20 protein-coding genes, 1 other RNA gene and 1 pseudogene are annotated in these 25037 nt (G+C 62.0%); 4 read left to right on the forward strand and 18 right to left on the reverse strand.

Going from position 1 to position 25037, the window contains the following annotated elements; translation table 11 throughout:
* Nucleotides 1-2 precede the first annotated feature (2 nt).
* The 4 genes from AC1DUR_RS00670 to AC1DUR_RS00685 all read right to left on the reverse strand — a co-directional run bounded on the left by AC1DUR_RS00670 (nt 3) and on the right by AC1DUR_RS00685 (nt 6181).
* The gene (locus tag AC1DUR_RS00670; RefSeq protein ID WP_477716868.1) at nt 3-3158 is read right to left on the reverse strand and encodes an efflux RND transporter permease subunit; all 3156 of its coding nucleotides are present in this window, start codon (nt 3156-3158) and stop codon (nt 3-5) included.
* A gap of 34 nt (nt 3159-3192) precedes the next feature.
* The gene (locus tag AC1DUR_RS00675) at nt 3193-4545 is read right to left on the reverse strand and encodes an efflux RND transporter periplasmic adaptor subunit (protein ID WP_477716869.1); all 1353 of its coding nucleotides are present in this window, start codon (nt 4543-4545) and stop codon (nt 3193-3195) included.
* 263 nt (nt 4546-4808) lie between these two features.
* A complete protein-coding gene (gene rnhA / locus AC1DUR_RS00680) occupies nt 4809-5288 on the reverse strand; it encodes a ribonuclease HI (RefSeq protein ID WP_477716870.1) in 480 nt (159 codons plus the stop codon).
* 56 nt (nt 5289-5344) lie between these two features.
* A complete protein-coding gene (locus AC1DUR_RS00685; protein ID WP_477716871.1) occupies nt 5345-6181 on the reverse strand; it encodes a class I SAM-dependent methyltransferase in 837 nt (278 codons plus the stop codon).
* 12 nt (nt 6182-6193) lie between these two features.
* Between AC1DUR_RS00685 and AC1DUR_RS00690 the strand changes: the two genes are divergently transcribed.
* Together AC1DUR_RS00690 and AC1DUR_RS00695 are read left to right on the forward strand one after the other, a co-directional pair.
* Nucleotides 6194-6604, forward strand: a complete 411-nt coding sequence (locus AC1DUR_RS00690) for a hypothetical protein (protein ID WP_477716872.1) — start codon at nt 6194-6196, stop codon at nt 6602-6604.
* A gap of 14 nt (nt 6605-6618) precedes the next feature.
* Entirely contained in the window at nt 6619-8172 is a 1554-nt protein-coding gene (locus AC1DUR_RS00695) for a transglycosylase SLT domain-containing protein (protein WP_477716873.1), read from the forward strand.
* Nucleotides 8173-8207: 35 nt separating this feature from the next.
* On the opposite strand, the gene AC1DUR_RS00700 is transcribed toward AC1DUR_RS00695, so the two are convergent.
* The 3 genes from AC1DUR_RS00700 to AC1DUR_RS00710 form a co-directional block, all read right to left on the reverse strand.
* A complete protein-coding gene (locus tag AC1DUR_RS00700) occupies nt 8208-9827 on the reverse strand; it encodes an AMP-binding protein (protein WP_477716874.1) in 1620 nt (539 codons plus the stop codon).
* A gap of 4 nt (nt 9828-9831) precedes the next feature.
* Complete coding sequence (locus AC1DUR_RS00705) at nt 9832-10647, reverse strand: citryl-CoA lyase (RefSeq protein WP_477716875.1); 816 nt, start codon at nt 10645-10647, stop codon at nt 9832-9834.
* Between the two features lie 107 nt (nt 10648-10754).
* Nucleotides 10755-11732, reverse strand: a complete 978-nt coding sequence (locus AC1DUR_RS00710) for a Bug family tripartite tricarboxylate transporter substrate binding protein (protein WP_477716876.1) — start codon at nt 11730-11732, stop codon at nt 10755-10757.
* Between the two features lie 203 nt (nt 11733-11935).
* On the opposite strand from AC1DUR_RS00710, the gene AC1DUR_RS00715 reads away from it, so the two are divergent.
* Complete coding sequence (locus AC1DUR_RS00715) at nt 11936-12739, forward strand: IclR family transcriptional regulator (protein ID WP_477716877.1); 804 nt, start codon at nt 11936-11938, stop codon at nt 12737-12739.
* Between the two features lie 57 nt (nt 12740-12796).
* On the opposite strand, the gene AC1DUR_RS00720 is transcribed toward AC1DUR_RS00715, so the two are convergent.
* From AC1DUR_RS00720 to dnaX, 7 genes and pseudogenes are all read right to left on the reverse strand, one after another.
* Complete coding sequence (locus AC1DUR_RS00720; protein WP_477716878.1) at nt 12797-12949, reverse strand: DUF3096 domain-containing protein; 153 nt, start codon at nt 12947-12949, stop codon at nt 12797-12799.
* Nucleotides 12950-13188: 239 nt separating this feature from the next.
* A pseudogene (locus AC1DUR_RS00725) lies at nt 13189-13626 on the reverse strand (ATP-binding cassette domain-containing protein); the annotation flags it as partial.
* A gap of 85 nt (nt 13627-13711) precedes the next feature.
* Nucleotides 13712-14761, reverse strand: a complete 1050-nt coding sequence (locus AC1DUR_RS00730; RefSeq protein ID WP_477716879.1) for an ABC transporter substrate-binding protein — start codon at nt 14759-14761, stop codon at nt 13712-13714.
* 161 nt (nt 14762-14922) lie between these two features.
* Nucleotides 14923-15336, reverse strand: a complete 414-nt coding sequence (locus AC1DUR_RS00735) for an MAPEG family protein (RefSeq protein ID WP_477716880.1) — start codon at nt 15334-15336, stop codon at nt 14923-14925.
* A gap of 140 nt (nt 15337-15476) precedes the next feature.
* Nucleotides 15477-16103, reverse strand: a complete 627-nt coding sequence (gene recR / locus AC1DUR_RS00740; RefSeq protein ID WP_477716881.1) for a recombination mediator RecR — start codon at nt 16101-16103, stop codon at nt 15477-15479.
* Between the two features lie 88 nt (nt 16104-16191).
* A complete protein-coding gene (locus AC1DUR_RS00745; RefSeq protein ID WP_477716882.1) occupies nt 16192-16524 on the reverse strand; it encodes a YbaB/EbfC family nucleoid-associated protein in 333 nt (110 codons plus the stop codon).
* A 40-nt stretch (nt 16525-16564) separates the two neighbouring features.
* On the reverse strand, nt 16565-18403 hold the full coding sequence (gene dnaX / locus AC1DUR_RS00750) for a DNA polymerase III subunit gamma/tau (protein ID WP_477716883.1): 1839 nt from the start codon (nt 18401-18403) through the stop codon (nt 16565-16567).
* A gap of 223 nt (nt 18404-18626) precedes the next feature.
* Here dnaX and ffs point away from each other — a divergent pair.
* An RNA gene (ffs, locus tag AC1DUR_RS00755) (signal recognition particle sRNA small type) lies at nt 18627-18723 on the forward strand.
* Between the two features lie 240 nt (nt 18724-18963).
* Here the strand turns inward: ffs and AC1DUR_RS00760 are convergent.
* The 4 genes from AC1DUR_RS00760 to AC1DUR_RS00775 all read right to left on the reverse strand — a co-directional run bounded on the left by AC1DUR_RS00760 (nt 18964) and on the right by AC1DUR_RS00775 (nt 24951).
* A complete protein-coding gene (locus tag AC1DUR_RS00760) occupies nt 18964-19245 on the reverse strand; it encodes a hypothetical protein (protein ID WP_477716884.1) in 282 nt (93 codons plus the stop codon).
* Nucleotides 19242-19724: a response regulator gene (locus AC1DUR_RS00765; protein WP_477716885.1), complete on the reverse strand. Its 483-nt coding sequence runs from the start codon at nt 19722-19724 to the stop codon at nt 19242-19244. The genes AC1DUR_RS00760 and AC1DUR_RS00765 overlap by 4 nt, the downstream gene beginning before the upstream one ends.
* A gap of 216 nt (nt 19725-19940) precedes the next feature.
* Nucleotides 19941-21356 carry a TIGR03862 family flavoprotein gene (locus AC1DUR_RS00770; RefSeq protein WP_477717221.1) on the reverse strand — a complete coding sequence of 472 codons (1416 nt, stop codon included), beginning with the start codon at nt 21354-21356 and terminating at the stop codon, nt 19941-19943.
* Between the two features lie 301 nt (nt 21357-21657).
* Complete coding sequence (locus AC1DUR_RS00775; RefSeq protein WP_477716886.1) at nt 21658-24951, reverse strand: UvrD-helicase domain-containing protein; 3294 nt, start codon at nt 24949-24951, stop codon at nt 21658-21660.
* Nucleotides 24952-25037: the final 86 nt, after the last annotated feature.

Here is a 25037-nt window from a genome sequence, read left to right on the forward strand (position 1 = left end):
CCCTATTTTGCTACCAGATCGCCCTTGTGGTGTGACACCGCATCCTTGACCACGGCCTTGTTGGCACCCGGAATTTTGGCGCGGGCAAACAGCGAGTACATGGTCGGGACGACAAAAATGGTCAGCAAGGTGCCCAGCGACATGCCGCCCACAATGACCCAGCCAATCTGGATGCGGCTTTCGGCGCCGGCGCCATGCGCCATTGCCAGGGGCATCGCTCCCAGCACCATGGCACCGGTGGTCATCAGGATTGGGCGCAAGCGTTGCGACGATGCCTTCACGAGCGCATCAATCATCTCCATGCCCTGCCCGCGCAGCTGGTTGGTGAACTCGACAATCAGGATGCCGTGCTTGGTGATCAGCCCCACCAGCGTGATCAGCCCGATCTGGGAATAAACGTTGAGCGAGCCGCCGCTCCATTTCAGGGCCAGCAGCGCGCCAATCATGGACAGCGGCACCGACAGCATGATCACCAGCGGGTCCACAAAACTTTCAAACTGCGCAGCCAGCACCAAAAAAATGAACACCAGCGCCAGCACGAACACGATAGCCAGCGCACCCTGGGAGTTCTTGAATTCGCGTGAGGTGCCGTTGAGGTCGGTGCTGTAGCCCGTCTTCAGCACTTTGGTCGCGGTCTGGTCCATGAACTTCAGCGCCTCGCCCAGGGAGTAGTCGGCCGCCAGGCTGGCGGTAATCGACACCGACCGGCGTTGGCCGAAGTGGTTCAGTTCGCGTGGCGACACGCTTTCATGCACCTTCACCAACGCCGACAGCGGTATCACCACGTCGTTGCGGCCGCGCACGTAAATGCGGTCAATGTCTTCGGGTGTGCTGCGCCCGCTGGCCTCGGTTTGCACAATCACATCGTACTGCTCGGCATCGCGCTTGTAGCGCGTCACATTCCGCCCACCCAGCAGGGTTTCAATCGCCTTGGCCACCACTTCGACGCTTACACCCAGGTCCGCCGCCTTGTCGCGCTCCACCTCGATGCGCAACTCGGGCTTGTTCAGGCGCAAGTCCACATCGGGAGAGACGATGCCGGGATTCCTGGCAATCTCATCGAGCATCTGGCGCACGACGGTATTGAGGTTCTGGTAGCTGTCCGAGGTCTGGATCACAAAGTTGAGGGGCCGCTCGCGAAAGCCCTGGCCCAGGGACGGTGGCGTGATCGGAAACGCCGTGACGCCGGGCAACGCGTTGAACTTCGGTTGCAGTTCGCGCGCCATCTCCATGGTGGTGCGCTTGCGGTCATCCCAGTCCACCGTCCGGTACACCACGCTGGCCTGCGCGACCGTCGGATTGCCCACGTTGGCGAAAATGCGGTCGAACTCCTTGAAGGACTGCCCCATTTTCTCAAGCGCCTGGGCATAGCGGTTGGTGTAGTCCAGTGTGGCGCCGTCGGGCGCATTGACGTTGGCCAGGATCACGCCGCGGTCTTCGATTGGCGAGAGCTCCTGTTTCATGGACGGGAAAACCAGCGCGATCGCCAGTCCGCTCAGCAACATCACCGCCACCACCATCCAGCGCGCCTGAAATACCCAGCCCTTGATCCGCTGCCCCATGCCACCGCCAGCCTCTGGCTGGTAGCGTGTGGTGACCAGCCAGCGCAGCACAGCCGCATAGCGGTCCGAGGTGGACGTCAGCACGCGCTCCATGGTGCGGTCAAACAGATTGGGTTTGGGGTTATGCCTGAGCAGCTGGGTACACAGCATTGGCGTCAGCGTCAGCGCCACAAAGCCGGACACCACCACGGCACCGGCCAGCGCCAGCGCAAATTCCACAAACAGGCGCCCGGTGCGCCCCGGCGTGAACGCCAGCGGCGCATACACCGCCACCAGCGTTGCGGTCATGGTGATCACCGCAAAGCCGATTTCACGCGCGCCCTTGATGCCCGCAGAAAACGGGTCCATGCCCTCTTCAATGTGGCGGAAAATATTTTCCAGCATCACGATGGCATCGTCCACCACCAGACCGATCGCCAGCACCAGGGCCAGCAGCGTCAGCGTGTTGATGGTGAACCCGGCCAGCGCCATCAGGGCAAACGTTCCTATCAGGCTGACAGGAATGGTGACGATGGGAATGAGCGAGGCGCGCAGTGTGCGCAAAAACACAAAAATCACCAATGCCACCAGCGCCACCGCTTCGGCAATGGTGCGATAGACGTTCTTGACCGAACGGTCAATGAAGACCGAGTTGTCATTGGCAATATCAATCAGCATGCCCGGCGGCAGATCGGCCTTCAGCCTGGGGATGACGTCCCGTACACCCTTGGACAGGTCGAGCGGGTTGGCCGTGGCCTGGCGAATCACGCCAACCGCCACTGCCGAGCGGCCATTGAGCCTGACAGCAGTGCGCTCGTCAGCCGGGCCTTCTTGCACCCGGGCCACATCGCGGACCTTGACGGAAAACCCGTTGACGTTCTTGATCACAATCTCGCCAAATTGCGAAGGCTTCACGAGGTCGGTTTGCGAGGTCACGCTGAACTCGCGCTGCTGCGATTCGATCCTGCCAGCGGGCAACTCCAGGTTGCTGCGGCGGATCGCATCCTCGACATCCTGGGTGGTCAGCCGGTAAGCGGCCAGCCTGTCGGTGTCCAGCCAGACCCGCATCGCGTACTTGCGTTCGCCAAAAATGCGGACATCGGCCACACCCGTGACGGTCTGCAAACGTGGCTTGACAATGCGGTTGACCAGGTCGTTGATCTGCAGCGGCGTCATCGAATCGCTGGAAAAAGCGATTTGTATGACCGGGAAGGCGTCAGCCTCGACCTTGGCAATGACGGGCTCGTCAATCGCTTGCGGCAGGCGGTTGCGCACACGCGAGGTGCGGTCACGCACCTCGGCGGCGGCTGAGTCGGCATCTTTTTCGAGCCGGAAGCGCACGCTGATCTGCGCCTGGTCGGCCCGGCTGATGGAGGTGATCACGTCCACCGCATCAATACCCGCAATGGAGTCCTCCAGCGGCTTGGTCACTTGCGACTCAATCACCTCGGCGGAGGCCCCGGCGTAGCGCACGCTCACGGTGACCACGGGCTCGTCGATCTTGGGATATTCACGCACCGTGAGGCGGTTAAAGCTCACGGCGCCAATCAACACGATGAGCAGCGACAGCACGGTGGCAAATACCGGGCGGCGTATGGAGACTTCAGCGAGTTGCATAAGTATTTGTTGCGTCAATCACTCGGGTTCGCACTCAGGCAGGGTCGCGGCCCGCCGGGCTGGCGGGTCGACGCTCCGGCGTCGCGGCGTTGCGGGTCGGCGCAGGCGTTGCCGGGACGACTTCGGAGACCAGAACCCCACAGGGGTTGGGGCCCGACAGCACCGCCGGGGCATTGGCAAGCGCGCTATCAGGCCGAGGTGCCGATGCGGCGGATGCTGCGCCGGCCGCCGGGCGAGCCGCGCGGGCACTGGCCAGATCCACCACCGTCACCACGGTGCCATCACGCTGCACGCGCTGCTGACCGGTCGTTACCACGGTTTCGCCGGGCTCAAGTCCGGAGAGAATTTCCACCTTGCCGGGGCTGCGCAAACCCACTTTCACTTCCACGCGCTGGGTTGTTCTCGTCTGCTCGTTCGGGTTGCCCTGCAGCTTGATGACGAACTGCCTGCCGCCCAGCGGCACAATCGCCTCTTCGGGAATCACCCTGGCGTTGTCGCGCACGCCAAAGACCGTGTTGACGCGGGCAAACATGCCGGGACGCAACTGCAGCTGACGGTTGTCAATGCAGCCCCGAACCCCTACAGAGCGGCCATTGGCGTCGATGAGGGGATCAATGGCCTGAATCTGCGCCGTGTAGGGGCGACCTGGTAGCGCATCGATGTCCAGCACCGCCGTCTGGCCGCGCTTGATCTTGCTCTGAAAACGCTCCGGCAGCCGGAAGTCAACATAGATGGCCTCGATGTCTTCAATGTTCACGATGTCGGCACCGTCCTTCAGGTAGTCCCCGACGTTGACCTGCCGGATACCGGCTATGCCGTCAAATGGCGCCACGATCTTCAGGCGCGCCGCGGTGGCCTTGGCCAGCGCAAGCTTGGCTTCGGCGACCTGCAGATTGGCCGCACTTTCATCGAGAGAGCGCTGGCTGATGAAGTTTTGCGCCACCAGTTCCTGGTTGCGCTTCTGGTTGGCCCGGGCAATCGACAGCTCAGCCAGGCTTTGCTGGACTTGCGCCAGCGGCAACTGGTCATCAAACTGCACCAGCACCTGGCCTTTGCGCACACGCTGTCCATCGACGAAATTGAGTTGGGTAATACGCCCGCTGACCTCCGGACGCAACACCACTCCCCTGCGCGAACGCAAACTCCCCACGGCCTGGGTATCGTCCACGAGCCGGGTGAGCTCCACACTGGCAACCTCCACAGTCGGCGGCTTGCCGCCTCCATTTGCGCTGGCAGCGCCCTGAGCCGGCGCAGCCGGCGGTGATGCCGCCGAGGACCCCCCTGCGGAGCCCTCACTGGATTTGGGTTGCTGGTACCACCATGCAACGCCCGAGGCAACCGCAATGCCCGCAACCGCGACCGCCGTGTAAATTGCTTTGGATGCCATGAACGAAGTAACTTGTTAGGAAAAGAAACAAGCTTTCAATGTAGCAGGACGCGGCGCCGGGTGCAGCTTATCCGGGCCCTTGACCACGAAGTTGTGGACAGCTTTACAACGCCTTTACCAAACCGCAGACACACCGGGCCCGGTCGGGCCGGGGCAATGCTATGTACGCATACTTGTGGTGCGCCTTTCCCCCTTTTATTCCCCCCTTTTATTTCCCCTTTTTTCCTCTCCTGCCCGGGATAATCCGTGGCAGCTCAAGGAAGTCAGCGACGGCCGAGGGCACGCTCCACGCCCCGGTTGGCCAACGCATCAGCGCGCTCGTTGCCGGGATCGCCCGCATGGCCCTTGACCCATCGCCAATCAATTTTGTGACCGCTGGACGTCACCAGCGCATCCAGCCGTTGCCACAGATCCACGTTTTTGACGGGCGCCTTGGCGGCGGTACGCCAGCCCCTGGCCTTCCAGCCGTGGATCCACTCGGTGATGCCCTTGCGGACATATTCGCTGTCCAGGTACAGCGTGACACGGCATGGCCGCTTCAATGCGGCCAGCGCCTCGATCACTGCGGTCATTTCCATGCGGTTGTTGGTGGTGACGGCTTCACCGCCAAACAGCTCTTTCTCGGTATCGCCCATCGCCAGCAACACCCCCCAGCCACCGGGCCCGGGATTACCCTTGCATGCGCCATCGGTGTAAATCACTACCTGTGTTTGTGTTGTTGTGCCTGCTTGTGTGTCGGTCATGAGTTGTCGTGAATTCCAGGGGGACTCGAAGGTCTGGCCCACGGGGGTTGAAAAATTCAGGCCTGCGGCCTGGAGCGCGTTGCCGGCTGCTTGTTGGCCACGGCGGTTGGCGCCGCGGCCGGGTTTTTGCGCGCCTTCCAGGCGGGCTCCAGCAAACGGACACCCCGCACGCGCTTGACCGCGACCAGGAAGTAAACGGCCCCAAAGATGGGCCACCAACGCTCTCCCGCCGCATCCATCCACTCAAAACGGTCCAGCCATTTCTGGCTGGTGAGCGCCGGTCGGTAGCAGCCAAAGCGCCCCGACTCTACCTCAAAGTCAAGCAGCCTGAGCCAGTCGCGCAAACGCCAATAGCCAATGAACTCACCGGTTTTTGGCAGAAACAGGTCCTGATAACCCAGGCGCTGGTAAAAGTGGCCGCGCGACTGGCGAAAACCCCAGAGGCTGGTCGGGTTGAACCCGCTGATGACCACGCGCCCTTCGGGCACCAGAACCCGCTCCACTTCACGCAGCGTGGCGTGGGGGTCGCTGCTGAGCTCGAGCGTGTGCGGCAGGACCACCAGGTCCAGGCTGTTTTCCGGAAACGGCAGTGCCGCGGAATCCGTGATCAGGGCGGCACACGGGGAACTTCGAATGGCGGCCGAGGTCGCATCAGGGGCGCCGTCAGCCACAGGTGCCGAAGAAGTCGTTGTCAATGGGGAGTCCAGCGCCAGCCACTTGTGCGGCATGCGATTGGCTTGCAGGGTGTCGAGTTCGGGCAGGCCCAGCTGCAAGGCATGGTAGCCAAAAATATCATTGACCACCTGGTCGAAATGGGTACGTTCCCAGCGCAGCAGGTATCTGCCAGGCGGGGTCGTCAGCCAATCGGTCAATCCTATAATTTCCGAGTTCATCGAAGCCATTGCATGTATTTGATCCCCATTCCCGCGTTGACCGACAACTACCTCGGGTCGTTGCATGACGGCAAGCGCGCCCTGATCGTGGATCCAGGTGATGCCGGGCCGCTACTACACGCACTGAAACAGCACGCATTGCAATTAGAGTCGATTCTAGTCACGCACCACCCTGCGGACTACACGGGACGTGTAGACGCTCTGCCTAGTGCCGCCGGGGCCGCGGTGTTTGGGGGCACGCCGACGCCAATACATTCAGCGCCCGATCAGCGGGCGGCCCCGCCACCCTTGCCGACGTCCGTCGGCCGGGAACTCCTCATTAACCCGTTTCTTGCCAAGCAAACCACTATCATGGCAGCTGCCCGCCGCTTTGCTGCATCGGCCCATGATGACGCCACGGTATTTGCCGCCACAAGGCAGTAGAAAAACCAATTCAAATGATGCCTTCCCCACCAACCGCAGTTGCCCCCCGCTTTTTCATCCCGCACGCCTGCTTCGTGTCTCTTGCGTTCCTTCTCGTGCTCGCAGTGCTGGCGGGCTGCGCCAGCCCGCCGGGCATGCCAGGTGATCCGGTGCTCATGACGGGGCAACAGGGGACGGGACAACAAGGCCCGGCGAAGGATCCCGGCCCCAAGCCGCTGGTCCCCAATGGCCCACTACAGGTCATCACGCCGGGCCAGGCCGGCTCGCACCAGATTGCGTCCACCGAGCCACCCAAGGAGTTGTGGGACCGGATTCGCCGCGGCTTTGCCATGCCCAACCTGCAGAATGAGCTGGTGACTGACCGTGAGCAATGGTATGTCAGCCGGCCCGACTACATCCAGCGCATGACCGAGCGCTCCAGCAAGTATCTCTTTCATATTGTTGAAGAACTCGAGCGCCGCCAGATGCCTACCGAACTGGCCCTCTTGCCCTTCATTGAGAGCGCCTTCAATCCCCAGGCAGTCTCCAGCGCCAAAGCCGCCGGCATGTGGCAGTTCATGCCTGCCACGGGCAAGTACTTCGACCTGAAGCAAAACGCTTTTCGCGATGACCGCCGGGATGTGCTGGCCTCGACCCGGGCGGCGCTGGACTATCTGCAAAAGCTCTATGGCATGTTTGGTGACTGGCACCTGGCGCTGGCCGCCTACAACTGGGGCGAAGGCAGCGTGGGCCGGGCCATCGCCAAAAACCAGCGAGCCGGCCTGGGCACCAGTTACCTTGACCTCAACATGCCGGCGGAGACCCGGCTTTACGTTCCCAAGCTGCAGGCCGTGAAAAACATCGTGGCGAACCCGCAGGCGTTCAGCACGGAATTGCCGCTGATCGAAAACCACCCCTATTTCCAGCAGGTCATGATCACCCGGGACATTGACGTTACCCTGGCCGCGCGGCTGGCGGACGTCAAGCTTGAAGACTTCAAGGCGCTCAATCCCTCGGCCCATCGCCCGGTCATCATCGCGGCAGGCACCCCCCAAATTTTGCTGCCGTGGGACAACGCCATCGTCTTCCTGCGCAATTTTGAAGCCTACAGCCAGGGGCAGTACGCCAGCTGGACGGCGTGGACAGCCCCGAAGACCATGAACCCGGCCGAGGCAGCGCGCCGCACCGGCATGAGTGAGACCGATCTGCGCAGCGTCAACAACATACCGCCGCGCATGCTGATCAAGGCAGGCTCTACCCTGCTGGTGCCGCGCTCGGCAAAAATGGAAGACGATGTGACGGGTCACGTGGTCGACAGTGCCCAGATGTCATTGGCGCCTGAAATCGTCACGCGGCGTACCACCGTCAAGGCGCGCAAGGGTGAATCGGTAGCCACCATCGCCAGGCGCTACAAATTGAGCGCGGCCAACGTGGCCGAATGGAACGGTGTCAGCACCTCTGCCGCCTTCAAGCTGGGGCATCAGGTGGTTGTGTTTTTGCCGGTCAAGAGCACGTCCTCCGGCCGCAACAACGTCAAGGCCGTCAAGCGCAGCACCAGCAAAACCGTGGTCAAAACCAAAAGACGCTGAGCACGCCGACGAAACAGCCACGACGCAATACGGCGTCAGGAGTTGATGGCCTGAAGATCGACCGCCAGGGCCCTGACCGAAGCGTCGTCCCGCAATTTGAATTTGGCCACCCGGTGCGTCGGCGTGTGCGGCAGCGTCTCGACCAGCGCCACATAGCGTGGCACCTTGATGGCAGCGAGCCTTTCACGGCACCACTGGGCAATCTCCTCGTGCCTGAGCGCCATGCCCGGCCGCACCACCACCGCCACCAGAATCTCGTCCTCACCCAACTCCGAGGGGACCGGTATGGCTGCTGACTCAAGTACGGCCGGATGGTTGCCAATCACGCGATCCAGCTCCGCGCCAGAGATGTTTTCACCACGCTTGCGGATGATGTCCTTCTTGCGGGCGACAAACCAGAAATAGTGATCCTCGTCGACATAAGCCAGGTCTCCCGTGAGAAACCAGCCGTCGCGGAATGCCGCGCGGGTTTGCGCCTCGTCCCTGAAATAGCCCTGCATCACCATGGGCGTGCGCACAACCAGTTCACCCACCTGCCCTGCCGACAAAAACTGACCGGCATCGTCGGCAATACGCAGTTCGGCGAGCGATACCGCCGGGTCAGGATGCCGGCTGGGCTTGCCCATGCTGAGTACCTTGTGCGGACCGCAAAACGGGTTGTTCAGGGCGCCCGGGATTTCCGACATGCCGTAGCCCTCAATCAGGGTCGGCACATGAAACTCCTGCTGGAAGACACGAAAGGTTTCCTCGTCAAACGGTGCGCCGTACATTTTTTGCAGACGATGGCCCGGCACGTATTCGGTGCGGGGTCGCCGCATCAGAATGCTGCTGGCCGCCGCGATGGTATTGACCTCGGTCGCGCCGGTGTCCTTCACGGTTGTCCAGAATTTCGATGCAGAAAACCTGGGCTCCAGAATCAGGGTCGCGCCAGCCGCCAGCGAACCCGCCAGCGAATAAAAAATCGCATTGACATGGAACATCGGGAGCACGCACAGCAGTCTGTCATTCGGCTGCAGGTACATGCGCTCCACGAAGCCCTCGCCGGCGGTCAGGAAGCTGCGCTGGCTATGCATCACGCCTTTGGGAAAGCCCGTTGTACCCGAGGTGTAAATGAACACGCTGGTCGCGTCCGGACTCTTCAGCGGCACCGGCGCCACGTCAGGGTAGGCCCTCGCCTCCACCGACAAAACCGGCAGGGCTTGCAGCTCGGAGCCGTTCCCCGCTTCGTTCAGCATCAGCCAGGGCATCGCTTCCAGCCGGTCGCAGGCCGCGCGCACCGTCGGCAACGCCACCGGGGAGCAGATTACGCCGTATACCTCTGCATGGGTGAACACATAACGCGTTTCTTCCACGCCGTAGTCGGGGTTGACCGGCACCATGATGGCCCCCAAGCTGGCCAGCGCAAAAAAAGCAAAAACGGTAGACGGATGGTTGAGCGACATCACACCCACCCGGTCGCCCGCCCTCACCCCTTTGGCTGCGAGCACGGCCGCCGTACGCCCGACCTCGTCCAGGACCTCGGCATAGCTGATGGAACGCCCCTGGTAGACAATGAATTCGTGCGCACCCGCGACGGCAACGCGACTTCGCAGCATCGATGCCATCGTGCCGTCATGCGGCGGATACAGCTTTAAAACATCGAGTGGTGACAGCATGGCTTCAGGCATTCTTGCCACGCAGGTGACCACGCGAATGGGTTGTGGCCTCCTCCTCGGTACGATGCCAAAGCTCCATGGCCATGGGCTGCCGCGCCTCTTCCAGCACATGGCCGACCAGCCCCACCGCCCGGGCCATCACGCCCAGGCCGTGCGAAACCTTCCAGGACAGGCCCATCTCACAGCACAGCGCACCAATGGCGCCGGTGGCATTGATAGGCAGCTGCTTGCCGTAGGAAGCACCTGCAGCGTCGGCCACACCCTGCATCAGTTCAACATAGCGTCCGTGAAAACCGGTCTGCTGCGCAATGGCAAACAGACGCAGCGTGCGGGGATCCACCGGCTTGTGAATCGGATGGCCCAAACCCGGAATGATTTTTTTCTGCTCCCTATGGGTTTGCACGATGTCCTGCGCGAGCTCCTGCAGAGAGGCTACCGGCGGCTCATCCGGCCCGCCCTTTGGCTGCGGCAAAGCGGCGGCCAGCATGCGCGCCGATCCTTCTGTCGAGCCGACAAAGACGCTGCCCAGGCCAAGCAGGCCCGCAGCCACAGCGGCCTGCATGGCCTCCGGTGCGCCGGCGTACGTCATGCGGGCCGCGAGGGTAGACGGGACAATGCCGTGCTCCACCAGCGTGACCAGGATGGCATTGAACATCCTCGATTCGTTGGTGTTGGGCAGGCGCCCCGTCACCTCGAGAAACGCCATGTCGCCGAAATTGACCTCACCCATCAGGTCATTGCACAGGTCATAGCCATGCACACCAATGGCTTCGGGCGTGCTCCAGGCAATGTCCGAACGCAAAGGGGCTCTTTTACTCATATGTGTCCTCATGTCCTCATGTGGTCTATAGCTCTGTAGCTGGATGGCCGGGGTCGGCCCTCCGGCGCCAAAGGGCGAACCCTTTTCCTGCCAACGGTTGCCTTCGGTCAGTCAAGCTTGGCGCCGGACACCTTGACCTTCTGCGCGCCGAGTTCACGGTCGGAGGTGAGAAAGGCCGCGAACTGCTCGGGCGTGTCGCCCACCGCGTCAAAGCCCAGCGGCTGCAGGTATTTGCTTTTGAAGTCCGCGGCGTTGATGATCTTGCTCATGTCGCGGGCAAAGCGGCTGGTGATGTCGGCCGGTGTTCCTTTGGGAGCCACCACGCCGAAATAGTACGAGGCATCAAACGAGGGATAACCGACTTCGGCGAAAGTAGGCACGTTCGGGGCCGCGGGTTGTCGGTTGCGACCCGAAACCGCCAGCGCCTTGATCTTGCCCGACTCCAGGAAAGGCGCCACGCCGCCCGTCACCGCAAACATCACGTCGATGCGGCCGGCCATCAGCTCCTGAACAGCCGCAGGCAAACCCTTGAACGCGACATGCTCCATCTGCAAGCCGTTGATGCTGTTGAACCAGGCCGAGGCCAGGTGGTTCACGCCGCCTGCACCTATCGAGCCGTAGTTGAGCTTGCCCGGGTTGCGCTTGACGTAGTCGATGAACTCCTTGACGTTGGCGGCCGGAAAGTCGGGACGCGTCACCAGCATCAGATTGCCGACGGCCAGCTTGGCGACCGGCACGAAGTCCTTGACCGGGTCATAGGGAATCTTGGGGTAGAGGTTCTGGTTCAGGCTGTAGGCGCCGTCGGAGGCCACCAGGAAGGTATAGCCGTCTCCCGGGCTTTTGGCCACCAGGTCGGCGGCAATGATTTCATTGGCACCCGGCTTGTTGTCGACGATGAAGGGCTGGCCCCAGCTGTCACCAAGCTTCTGGCTGATGGCGCGCACCATCACGTCAGCAGGACCGCCGGCGCTATATGGCAGAACGATGCGAATCGGTTTGGAGGGATAAGTCTGGGCCTGCGCGATACCACCCCACGCCAGCCCCGCCAACACACCCAGCACCATCGAACGACGCAGTAATTTCATGTTTGTCTCCATGTATATGATTAATAAAAAATGAGGTTTCAAAAATAAGTCCTATATATGAACTTATTTTTCAACTTAAATTTTATGAATTTACGAGTTAACACCCTAGGAACAAGATCATTTGTTTCATCGTATTTTTCGATTTCTTATAAAAACGTACGTTATTTGGACTTTTTTTTTGATTTACCCCTATGCTCCAGGACATGAAACATGAACTTGAACCTGAAGCCGAGCTGGTTACCGGCGCGCAGACTGTCGACCGGGCCTGCGAGTTACTGCGCGAAATCGCGCGCACGGGCGGGCGCGGCATACGCCTCCTTGATCTGTGCAACGCCGCGGGACTCAGTCGACCGACGGCGCACCGCATCCTGCGTTCATTACAGATGGCCGGGTTGGTGCAGCAAAGCACCGAGAACCGCCGTTATGCATTGGGTAGCGGGATGTTCGAACTGGGGCTGGCGGCGCCCAACCCGATCACCCAATTTCCGCAGGTGCGCAGCATCGCGGAAGAACTGGCAGCCAGCACCAATGACACGGTCTACCTGATGCTGCGGAGTTACGACGACGTGGTGTGCGCATGGCGAGCCCAGGGGGCCTACCCCATCAAGGCCAATGTGGTGGCACTCGGTGATAGACGCCCGCTCGGCGCGAGCGTGGCCGGACTCGGCATTCTGGCTTGCCTGCCACGGGAAGAATCCGACGCATTGATTGATACCCACGGCGCCAGTCTGGCGGACTTTTGCAGAATGACACCCGCTGACGTGAAGCGTCACGTCGAAGAGGCTCGCCACAAGGGCTACGCGGTCGGGGTGAATGCCGTCATGGAAGGCGTGACAGCGGTCGGGATGGCCGTGCCGGCGAGCTACCAGCGGCCCTATATGGCGTTAAGCGTCTCAGCGATCTCATCGCGGATTCCACCGGAGCGGATCCCCGAACTGGTCACCCTGCTAAAGCACTCCACCGCAAAGATAGCCGCGGTGACGGCAAGCAACCATGCTGCGCGGTAAATGCTGCCGCAGTGCTTCAGGACGGTCAAGCTGCCGCGCACGGAACCCGGCGAGGGGTTAAAGCCGAAGCGTCCCCACCCCAAACAGGCCAATGAGCCCGATGACGATCAGGTAGATCGCCACGATGTAGTTCAAAAGGCGTGGAATGAGCAGAATCAGAATGCCGGCTGTCAGGGAGACGATCGGACCGATGCTGATTGAGGCGTTCATGGTGTCTCCTGTAGTCTTGGGGCGGGCTCTGGAACTGTCTCCGTCTTGTACGAAGGCGATTCCCGGAGAGGCCTACCCTCAACTGTACTGAACCGCGCGAGCCATCGCTGTAGGACGGCAGGATGAGCTTCGAAAACCGGCAGACAGCAGGTGTTTGCTGAAAAATTCAGCGCATTCGGATCAGCGCTTTCCGGCTGCGTTGGTCAGCGGCCCCTTTACCGAGCCAGAACCGCCCCACTTCCCACCAGCTGGTGCGGATAGCAGTCACCGAACTCGCCCAGGCCGACCCGTCCCAGCCAGGCCTGCGCCCGTGTGCGTGCCTCGCTGTCGGGCACACCGCGGTATTGCAGGCCCATCATGACATTGCCGATGGCGCTGCGCCAAGGCATCAGGGCGTCCGTCTGGAACATGTAGCCCGCACGCGTGTTGATGCCTTGCAGCGGCTGGCTAAATACCCTCACTTCACCCGAAGAAGGTTGCAGCAGGCCCGCGCCCATATTGAGCAGCGTGGACTTGCCGCAACCCGTCGGACCAACCACCGAGACAAACTCGCCCGCCTTGAAGCGCAGTGTGGTGTTGCTGACAGCTGTGTAGCGCGGGCCGCCATCATTCTGCGACACGAAGGTGCAGGTGATGTCGTGCAACTCAAGCGCGCAGGCGTCAGCTATGTCTGACATGGCGCGAGCCTGCCCCATGCTTTCCGCCCGGCAGAGGCCAGTAGAGGCCAGTAGAGGCCGGCACCGGGAGCCTACAGGGTATTGCTCAAGCCTTGAACCGCTCTTTGGCCCGGCGCGCGAATTCATTGGTGTAGGTTTTGGCCAGGTCTATCCTGTCGGCTTTGATGCTGGGGTCAAAACTGGCCAGCGCCCTCAGGGCCGTACGCGCACCGTCATCAGGAATGATGCCGTCAAGCGCAATCGACTCGCGCACCTTGTTGAATGAGGCGAGGTACAGCGCACGGTCACCCAGCAGGTAGCTTTCTGGCACGGTCTTGATGATGTCGCCGGGACCAGCCGTCTGCAACCACTTCAGGCCGTGGACGATGGCATTGGCCATCGCCTGGCAGGTATTCGGATTTTTCTGGATGAAGTCCGCGGGCGCGTAGAGGCATGCGGCCGGCATCGGCCCGCCGAATACGTCAAGCGTCCCTTTGAGCGTGCGTGTGTCTGAAATGATTTTGACCTCGCCCTTTTGCTCCAGCATGGTCATGACCGGGTCGGTGTTGCTCATGGCATCAATCTGGCCGGAGCGCAGCGCAGTGAGCGCCCCGGCAGCGGTTCCCACACCGATAAAGCTCACGTCGCTGGCCTTGAGGCCGCCGCGCGACAGCACCAGATTGGCCATCATGTTGGTGGACGAGCCGGGCGCCGACACACCGATCTTCTTGCCCCTCAGGTCGGTAATCGATTTGTAATTGGGGAGGTTTTTGGTAGAAACGCCAAACGCAATTTGCGGCGCCCTGCCCTGCAGCACGAAAGCCCGGAACATCTGGTTCCTGGACTGCAGGTTGATGGTGTGCTCGAAGGCACCCGAACAGACATCGGCCGAACCACCCACCACCGCCTGCAGCGCGCGCGCGCCGCCAGCGAAGTCACTGATCTCGATATCCAGGCCTTCGGCCTTGAAGTAACCAAGCTGCTCGGAGATTGTCAGGGGGAGGTAATAAAACGCGGCCTTGCCGCCGACGGCGAGCGAGATTTTTGTTTTTTCAAGCTTGGGCTGTGCACGCAGGACCGACAATGACAACGTAGCCGCGGCCAGCGCGGCGCCACCGGCAAAGATCCGGCGCGAAATCAAGGGTGGGCGGGTCATGCGAAGTCCTCTCTTTGGTCAAAAAGAAGGATATCGGGACGTTAAAAAACCCGCATCGGGGTCATCCCGTGCGGGTTTTTACCGAAGGGCGGCGCTCGGTTACCAGTGGTTACTAGCCCTTGCCAGACATAACAGATCAGGCGCGCCGGACGCCCCTGGTTTCACCGATAGCCGGAGAAGAGGATGCCGATGTTGACCAGCATCGCCAGGGCCCAGATTGCAGAGCGGGCTTGGGCCAAATCGGCGATGTACATCATGATGTAGGCGATACGCAGCACGATGAACAGCAAGGCCAGAATGTCCAGGCTTGTCTGCCCGGCCTGCAACAGGTGCGCAATGATGACCGCGGCAAAGAAGAAAGGCAGCGCCTCGAAGGTGTTGGCCTGGGCTGCATTGGCCCGACCGCGCCAATCAGTCTGTCGGGCCAGCCAGCCGCGCGGGTTGTTGTTGTCAAAGCCTCCCTGGCGTTTGGGGGTGGTCATCATGCCGTACTTCGCAAGCCCGGCGCAGGCCAGGGGCAGCAAGGCAGCGATCAGTACACACCAATAGGCAATGGTGAAACGTGCAAACGTCATGGTGAATCCCTCGTCCAGTTTTTTTGGGCTTAGTTTTTTTCGCTTTCGCCCTGTTTTTATTCAATGCATCGCGCAGACTATGAAAATGATAGCAGCCTGCCCCTCCACTGTTTCAGTTGCATCTATCGCCATCGCCGCCGTCATCGGCGGTCCACCAGCGCGTGGGCAATCGTGCCCAAATCCACGTACTCCAGTTCACTGCCTACGGGAACACCCCGGGCCAGGCGCGTCACCTGTACGCCGCGGCTTTTCAGCGCCTGGGCAATCACGTGCGCCGTTGCCTCGCCCTCGGCGGTGAAGTTGGTGGCCAGAATGACCTCTTGCACCTCACGCGAGGCCGGCGGCACCGGCTCGCCATGCTCGTCCCGGGGCACGACGCGGTCAAACAGTTTTTGCAGGCCGATGTCGTTCGGTCCAATGCCATCCAGCGGACTGAGCTTGCCCATGAGCACGAAGTAAAGGCCCCTGTAGGCCAGCGTCCGCTCCAGTGCCGCCTGGTCTGCCGGAGTTTCCACCACACACAGCTTGCTCCGGTCGCGTTGCGGATTCGCGCAGGTGGCACAAACCTCCTGCTCGGTCAGGGTGTTGCACAGGGTGCAATGCCTGATGCTGCTCACCGCATGCTCCAGGGCCCGCGCGATCTGCAAAGCGCCGGGCTTGTCGTGCTGCAGCAGATGAAAAGCCATGCGCGCAGCCGATTTGACACCCACCCCCGGCAGCTTGCGCAGCGCCTGGGTCAGGCCTTCGAGAGCGTTGGAGTCAGCCATTGGAAATGCGGGTCCGCCGTGGGTGTCGAGTTCGCACAAATACCCGGCTACAAGCCCGCAACGGCAGCCTCAGCCAGACCGGAGACGATCAGAATGGAAACTTCATGCCCCCAGGCAGTCCCGGCATGCCGGCTGTCAACTTGCCCATTTTTTCCTGGCTGACTTCCTCGGCCTTGCGTACTGCCGCGTTGAAAGCAGCCGCCACCAGGTCTTCGAGCATGTCTTTGTCATCAGCCAGCAAACTGGGGTCAATCTCAATGCGCTTGACGTCGTGCTTGCAGGTCATGGTGACCTTGACGAGGCCGGCGCCGGCTTCCGCCGTCACTTCGACAAAAGCCAGTTCTTCCTGCGCTTTTTTGAGGTTGTCCTGCATCGCCTGCGCCTGTTTCATGAGGCCTGCGAGTTGTCCTTTGTTGAACATGGTTCTTTCCTTTAAATTCCGGCTTTACAACGGGTGTCGATCATATCGGCTTGGGGGCAAGGGGCCTGATGCTGCCCGGAACGATCCTGGCCCCCCAATCGCGAATCATGTCCTGCACAAACGGGTCGTTCTGAATCATCTCTTCGGCAGCCCGCTGGCGCTCGGCCGCCGCGGCAGCGTTGCGGCGTGCCGGGGTGTCACTCACGGGGCCTATTTCCACCGTCAGCCTGATGGCCGTGTCGTCGAGGGCCTGTTGCAATGCAGCCTGCAATTTCTCGCGGGCTGCGGTCTGGTTCAATGACTCCCGCTCCACACGCAAGATCCATGAGCCGTCGTCCCGGCTGCGCAGCTCTGACTGCAGCGCCAGCTCGCGTGTCAGCGCGGCAACCGCCTCGGCCACCACCAGTTGGTTCACGGTCTGGCTCCATACATCGCCGAGCGGCGTGATGGCCAGGGGTACGGCAGCGGGTGCGGTTGGCTGCATCCGCTGTGCGGGCGTCGGCCCGCGAGGCGGCTCCACAGACGCTTCTGAATTGATAGCAACAGGCTCAGCTTTTACTGTAGCGGGAGCCTCGTTGCGTCCTTGACCCTGGCTTGGGAAGCGTTCCGGCGCCATGTCAGGCACTGGCCGGGACATCGGCGCCGCCACAGCCGGCTCAGGCACCGCATGCGCGGCAGCAACGGCCGGCTCAGGCTGCGGCTTTTTTTCGGGCTCGGCGGCGCTCCCCGGCGAGGAGCCTGGTGACCTGGGCTGTGCGGCAGGCACCGGAATGGCCGACGGCTTGAACGCCAGCAAGCGCAACAGCACCATGGTCAGACCCGCATACTCATCGGGCGCCAGGCCCAACTCGCCGCGGCCATGCAGGCACAGGCTGTATAGCAGCTGTGTTTCGTCGGCTGGCAAGGTGCGGGCCAGCCGGGCTGTTTCGGCGATTTCGGGGTCGGCATCATCGCCGGCCCCCCTGTCCGGCACAGCCTGCAGCACCGCCATGCGCTGCAGCACGGTGGTCATTTCTTCGAGCGTGGAAGCGGCGCTCAGGCCATTGAGCCGCAAGGCTTCGGAGGTTTCCACCACCGTTTTCCCGTCGCCGCGCGCCAGCGCATCCAGCAGGCGAAACACATAGCTGCGGTCCACGCTGCCCAGCATGGTGCGCACACTGGCTTCCAGCAATTGGCCAGAACCAAAGGCAATGGCCTGATCAGTCAGCGAGAGCGCATCGCGCATGGAGCCTCGGGCCGCACGCGCCAACAGGCGCAGGGCCTGGGGCTCGGCGGGCACATTTTCGGTGCCCAGCACCAAGGCCAGGTGCTCCAGCACCGTCTCAGGCGCCATGGGGCGCAGATTGAACTGCAGGCAGCGCGACAGCACGGTGGCCGGCACCTTCTGCGGATCGGTTGTGGCGAGCACAAATTTGAGGTACTCGGGGGGTTCTTCAAGCGTCTTGAGCATGGCGTTGAACGCCGTGTTCGTGAGCATGTGAACCTCGTCAATCATGAAGACCTTGAAGCGTCCGACCACCGGCTTGTAAACCGCCTGCTCCAGCAACTGCGCAATTTCATCCACCCCCCGGTTGGACGCCGCGTCCAGTTCGGTGTAGTCGACAAAGCGGCCGCTGTCGATGTCGATGCATGCCTGGCAAACGCCGCAGGGCTCGGCGGTAATGCCGCCCTGCCCGTCAGGTCCTGTGCAATTGAGCGACTTGGCGAGAATGCGTGACACAGTGGTTTTGCCAACGCCCCGCGTGCCGGTGAAGAGATAGGCGTGGTGCAAGCGCCGTGTGCTCAGCGCATTGCCAAGTGCCTGCACCACATGCGACTGACCCACCATTTCAGAGAAATTTCGGGGACGGTATTTGCGGGCAAGAACTAGATAGGACATTCAGCCATTCTAAATTGCCGTGGGATTATGCGGTTGAAACTGCTGAGGCGGCGGGCGCCCGGCATCAGCCCCCGCGAGACGGTGTGGGCGATAGTTTTTTATTCAACACGACACGCCAAGCTCCCTTGGACCATGGGTAAACGACTGGTAAAAATGGTTTGACAGGTGTCGCGGCTTGCAACGCCGCAGCAAGGTCATTCCCAACTCCCTTACAATAACCGGTGACGGGCCTTCCCGCATGATAAAGCGGCCAACCGGGTCAGGTGGGGAACCAAGCAGCCCTAACTGTGGAGTCAGTGCCGGGGTCAAGGCTCGTCACCTTATTCATCAAAAACCGTGTATTCATGCGGTTTCCAAGCCCATCGGGGCTCTCGCTTCGGCTTTTGTATCACTTCGTTGTGTCACTTTCTTAATCTATGACTACGGATAAAGACATGGCACAGATAGAAGGGCTTCCCTCACGCGCGCTGCGCGGCCTGTGCAACCCATGGATTGAACCCCTTGCCCAACGCCGGCGACCATCTGGCGGACGGCCCCAAAGACAAGACGTCGCGCCGCTATCAGCGTAAAAGCTCTTCGATGGCCGCCGTGGTGTTCAGCGCGTGTTCGGCGATCTGCGCCGACATCAGCGCCAGCGAAGCCAGGGGGTAAGTGCCGCTGACAATGCCGCAGTAGGCGACCTCGGCGGCCACCGCATCCTGGCCCAGTCCTTCGGTGGCGGCGGTGATGCACTCCTCGGCACTCGCCAGGCCTGCGTCGCCGAAGAGCTCCTGGCCTTCATGGCTTACGCGGTAGTCAAAACGTCCCGCCCCGTCAGGGTCAATGGAAAAACGAACAATCATGCCAGCAGGTCTTTCTCAGGAAATCCATCGGCCTCGGGCATGACCACCACGGTCAGCCAGTAACCGGCCAACTCGCCGATCACTTTGACAAAGCTCTCAAAATCGACGGGTTTGGTAATGTAGGAGTTGCAGCGCAGACTGTACATTTTCTGGATGTCGGCGGCTTCGTAAGAGGTGGTCAGCACCACCACCGGCAGATGGCGAAGTTTTTCGTCCTTGACGATTTCAGACAGCACTTCATGACCATCCATTATCGGCATGTGCATGTCCAGCAGGATCAGGTCAGGGGTGGGAACATTGGCATAAGGACCTTGCTTGCGCAGAAACTGCATGCATTTTTTGCCGTCGTCGACATGATGCAGATTGACGCGCAGACTGGCCGAGTCAAACGCTTCGCGGGTTAAAAAAACATCGTCCTCGTTGTCTTCAACCAGCAAAATTTCTGCAACGCGGCTGCCGGCGAGGGGTCGGGTCTTCATGAAGGGCTGCTCTTGGAAAGCATATCCGGGATTGTGAAGCAGAAAGTGCTTCCTTCACAGGGGGCTGACTTTATCCAGATTCTGCTACCGTGGCGCTCAATGAGCGCTGCGGCAAACAGCCAGTCCAATGCCAGAGTCAAAAAGCAATTGAAGAAGTTGAAGCAATTGAAGCAATTGAACCGCTATCAAATCTGCGGTCAGATCAACAGCGATGGGTCAATAGCGATTGCCGGCATCCTTCTGCTGGAGATCAAAATGACGCAGGACGCCCTGCCCGGCCACATATCCGCTGGCAAAACAGGCCGTGAGCAGGTAGCCGCCCGTGGGCGCTTCCCAGTCAAGCATTTCGCCGGCGCAAAATACGGGTTGGGCTATACCTTTGGGTGCCTGAAGTTGCAGCTGTGCGTCCATTGCTTCAAAAGGCACGCCACCGGCGCTGCTAATGGCTTCGTCGATCGGCCGGGGAGCGAGCAGCGTCACCGGTAATGCCTTGATGGCGTGGGCAAGCTGGACGGGGTCGTTGATGGCGTCCTTGCCGAGCAGTTCATGGAGGATGGCGGCCTTGATGCCGTCGAGGTTCAGGCGGCTTTTCAGGTGGCTGGACAGCGAGCGCGAGCCACGCGGGTGACGCACCTCAACCAATACCTGCTCTGGCGATTTGTCCGGCAGCAAATCGAGCTTGAAGGTGGCGCTTGCGTGCGTCGCAATCTCATCACGCAACAGGCTTGAAACGGCATAAACGAGGCTGCCCTCGACACCTGTGGCAGTCGCCACGAATTCCCCCTTGCGGTGGAAAGTGCGGTCGCGTGAATCCGTGAAGTGGATGGCGACCGACTTGAAAGGCTGACCGGCAAAGCGGCTGGTGAAATGTTCGGTCCAGCCCACTCGCGGCAGCGGTGCGCTGCCGATCAGCTCCTTCAAAAACTCACGGCGGCTCTCGACAGGCCCCGTCATGACCGGCTCCGCCTCGCCGGCCGGCCGTGCGACCACGTCAAAGCCACAGTTGGAAGGCTTCAGCGGTGCAAGCGCTACGCCGCGCTCGGCCAGCAGCGGCACCCACGCACCGTCCGATCCCAGGCGCGCCCAGCTGGCGCCGCCCAGTGCCAGCACCACGGCGTCCGCCTGTACCAGCACCTCACCGGCGGGTGTTGAAAATTTCAGGGCGCCGCCCAGGTCGCCGTCATCGGCCCAGCCCAGCCAGCGGTGCCGCATGGAAAATTTCACGCCCGCACTGCGCAGGCGGTGCAGCCAGGCGCGCAGCAACGGCGCGGCCTTCATGTCCTTGGGAAACACGCGGCCTGAACTGCCGACAAAGGTTTCCACACCCAGTGTTTCGGCCCAAGCGCGCAGCTGGGTCGGACCAAAAGCGGCGAGCAAAGGCTGCAGTTGGCCGCTGCGCTCGCCGTATCGGCCCAGGAAGGCCGGCGGCTCTTCAGAATGCGTGAGGTTGAGGCCACCCTTGCCGGCCAGCAGGAACTTGCGACCGACCGAAGGCATGGCGTCATAAACGGTGACCGACGCGGCAGCGCCGGCGCCTGCCAGCACCTCCGCGGCCATCAGGCCCGCGGGGCCGCCACCAATGACGGCAACCCGCAACGGACCCTGCCGCGGCGTGTGCTGCGGGGACTGCAGCGATTTATCAGGAGAGGTCAAGTGGTTCAAGTAATTTCCGTCTGCCCTGGGTGAGCATGGTTGTGCGTCAAGGTCAAAAAGCCGCAGTCGCGGCAAACCGGGGCCATTTCGTGCGGCACGAGCTTGTCACGGTTTTACTTTGCTTTCTGCTCTTTGTTCTTGATAGCTGGAAGCCCGTAAATCAGGACAACAGCGTAAAAAGGTTGATAGCCCCAGCCAGGGGCGATACGCCGCCAGCCTGGCCATTGGTTCAATTATTGCAGGCCGGTGCGCGTCGCTCCGCGCAACGCATCGGCCCCGGTCAGGAAAGTTCCACCACCGTTCCCGATCCCGTCAGGAAAGCGGCCTTCACCATGGCCGCCGGGTAAATCTGCTGCACCGCCGCGCGGTAGGCCTGCATCTGTGCCAGCAAGGTCGGCTGCAGTTGTGGCGCGCCGGCCGACTTGTAGTCCAGCACCCACCAATGGCCCTCGTGGCCGGCGTCCTTGCGCTGCACCAGACGGTCCAGCCGCAGGGGCTGGCCTTGGTAGACCAGATCAACCTCGTTGCCCTGCCAAGCCACCATCTCGGGGTTCCAGGCCCAGGCGCCCTCACCCGTCACAATGCGCCGCGCCAGCTCGGCTGCCCGCCCGGCCTGCGCCGGGCTGAGGTGAAATTCACGCGTGACAGCCGCCACCTGCTGAGCGGAAAACGGTGCGCCCCATTCCAGCAGGCGGTGCATGGCCTTGCCGACACGGGCAACGGCACTGTCTTCTTGCTCAGACAGCGCTGCCAATGCCTTGGGGGTCGCCGTGTCAGGCAAGACGGGCAGCTCGGGCAGGTAGAAAATGCGGCCATCCACAGCGCCAGCGGCGACCGAGCCAGCGGATTCAGCCACCGGCGCCGGCAACTCGCCGACCAGCCCGTGCAGGCGCTGCCACCAGCTTTCGCTGGTCTCGCGGTGCGGTTCGATTGACGAGATCACCAGCGTGTGGCGCGCGCGGGTCAGGGCCACGTACAGCGCATTGAGCTCTTCACGCTTGCGCGCCAGCAGCTCTGCGGCCAGCAGCTCTTCCGCGCAGGCCGGCGGCCGGCTTTCACTGACCAAAAACACAAATTTATGCGGCGCGGCAGCTTCGCCGGGCCAGTCGACCAGCACGCCCATGCTGTCGGCATTGCGCTCCACCGTGTCGGTATCCAGCAGCAACACGGCATCGGCCTCCAGTCCTTTCGCGCCGTGAATGGTCAGCAGCCGGACGGCATCGTTGCTGACGGCCGCAGGGGCCAGCGTGCCGCCCGCCTTCAGCGCCCGCACAAAGGCATAAGGCGTGGCATAGCGCCCGCCGTCACGGTCCAGCGCCACACCCAGCAGCGCGCGCAGGTTGGCCAGCACGGTGCTGCGCTGGGCGGCCGGCGCGGCAGCCGCAAAACGCGCCAGGACATCGCCGTCGTCGTAAATGCCTTGTAGCGCATCATGCGGCGGCAGCTGGTCCAGCCAGCCCTTCCATCGGGTAAAAATAGCGCCTAGTCCTTGCAGTTCACCAGTAAGCAGCTCTGTTTCTTGTAGCACCTGGTACCACGGAACCCGCAGCTCACGCTGCAGCAGGGCAAGCTGCACCAGGCTGGTATCGGCCACGCCAAACAGCGGCGAGCGCAAGGCTCGCGCCAGCGACAAGTCGTGCTGCGGCGACACCAGCACATCCAGCAGCGCCACAACGTCCAGCACCTCGCAGCAGTCGATGAGGTCGGTTTTTTCACCAATCTGCGCTGGAATGTGTAGCGCGCGCAACTCGTCCTGCAAGGGCAGCAGGCCGGCGCGCTTGCGCGACAGCACCATGATGCCGGACGGCTTGAGCCCGCTGGCCAACTGCCCGGAGATCCATGCTGCGGCCTGCCGCGCCTCGCGCGTGCGCAGGGTTTCCTCGGGCAGCTCGCGCGGCGTGGTCAGGCTGTCGCGCCAGCCCGAATCCAGACCATCCGGGGCTGCTTCGCCCGTGTCTTTCTGCCTCGGTATCGGCGGCAGGCGTCCCGTCGCGCCGGCGCGGCCAGACGCCGTGGTGTGCTCGCGAAAGCCCTCATACCCGTCTGCCTCGCGAGCCGTCACCATGGCGGCGTTCACCATGTCAATCACCCCCTCGGCATTGCGACGGGTATGGTCGCAGCTCAGCAGGTCGCCGCCGAGGCCCTCAACCACAAAGGCCTGCGCGGCACGGAACACCTGCGGTTCGGCGCGTCGAAAGCGATAAATGCTTTGCTTGGGGTCGCCCACCAGAAACACGCTGGGCGCCGACCCGGCGCCGGAATAACCGATCAGCCAGGAATACAGCGACTGCCACTGGAGCGGGTTGGTGTCCTGGAACTCGTCAATCATCAAATGCTTGATGCGCGCATCCAGCCGCTCCTGCACCCAGCCCGACAGCACCGGGTCGCCCAGCATGACGAGCGCCGCGCGCTCGACATCATTCATGTCGATCCAGCCACGCTCGCGCTTGAGGCCGGTGAACTGCGTGATCAGGGCACGAGTCAGACGGACCATGCGCTGCTGGTGCAGCCAGGCCTCATGCTGCTGGCCGGCCGCCATCGCGCGCAACGCCAGTTCCTGCGCCTGCCGCACGATGTCGATGCCGACGATTTTCTCGCCGAACTTGCGCGGACTTCCCTTCTCGGTCAGCAGCGCACCGAAAACGGCGGACATGTCCATATCCTCCGCCGACAAAGCCTGCATCAACTCCACGCCCTTGGCCGAGAAAGTGGGAGCACTGGCCCGGCCCAGCGCCTTTGCCGCTTCCAGCAAAGTCTGGCGGCGCACGGGATGGACCAGCCATTCCCCGGGCGCATCCAGCCCGCCGAAGTCAGGGTACTGCACGCCAAAGGGCAGCACCGAGGCATCGATCACGCCCTGCTCGTCGGCCAGCGTGAATTCGGTGCGCTTGTCGAGTGCGGTCTGCAGGGCCTTGTCGGTCTGGAAACGGCCATGTGTCAGCACCACCGCCTCAAAGTCCGCCTTCAGCGAGTCATGGGCCGCCACCGCGGCGTAAAACCGCCGCCACACCAGCGCGCGTGCCGGGGCATCGTCCTCCAGCAGTTCGTAATTGACCGGCAGGCCCAGCCTTTGCATCACGGCCACGGGCGCGCTGCGCAGCAAGGCGGCAAACCAGCTGTGGAAGGTACGGATCTGCACCGAGCGCCCACTGGTCAGGATGGAACGGTATAAATTTGACAGCCGCTTGCGCATTTCAAGCGCAGCTTTCAGGCCTTTTCCGCTTGAATCGCCAAACCGGACACCGCGTATTTCCAGCTCGCGCTGCAGCATGGCATCGTCGGCGTGGGTAAAAACCTTGAGCCAGTCGTCCAGCCGTTCACGCATTTCACCAGCGGCCTTTTTGGTGAAGGTGATGGCGAGTATTTCGTGGGGCCGAACTTGCGCATCGGGATCACTCCCTGCACCGTCCAGCAGAGCGCGCACGATGCGCGACACCAGCATCCAGGTTTTGCCAGCGCCGGCGCAGGCCTCGACCGCAACGCTGCGGCGCGGATCGCAAGCGATGGCGTAGAACGCGTCAGCGGAAATCGGCTCACCGTTGCACTCGTAGGCGGCATGATGGACGACCTTCATCGCCCGAACCTCCTGACGGGCGCAGGCATCTCATCCCAGCAGGGACAGCGGAACCGGCCTTGGCCTGCCCTGAGCCCGTCGCAGGG

The organism is Polaromonas sp. P4_F4, assembly GCF_056401355.1.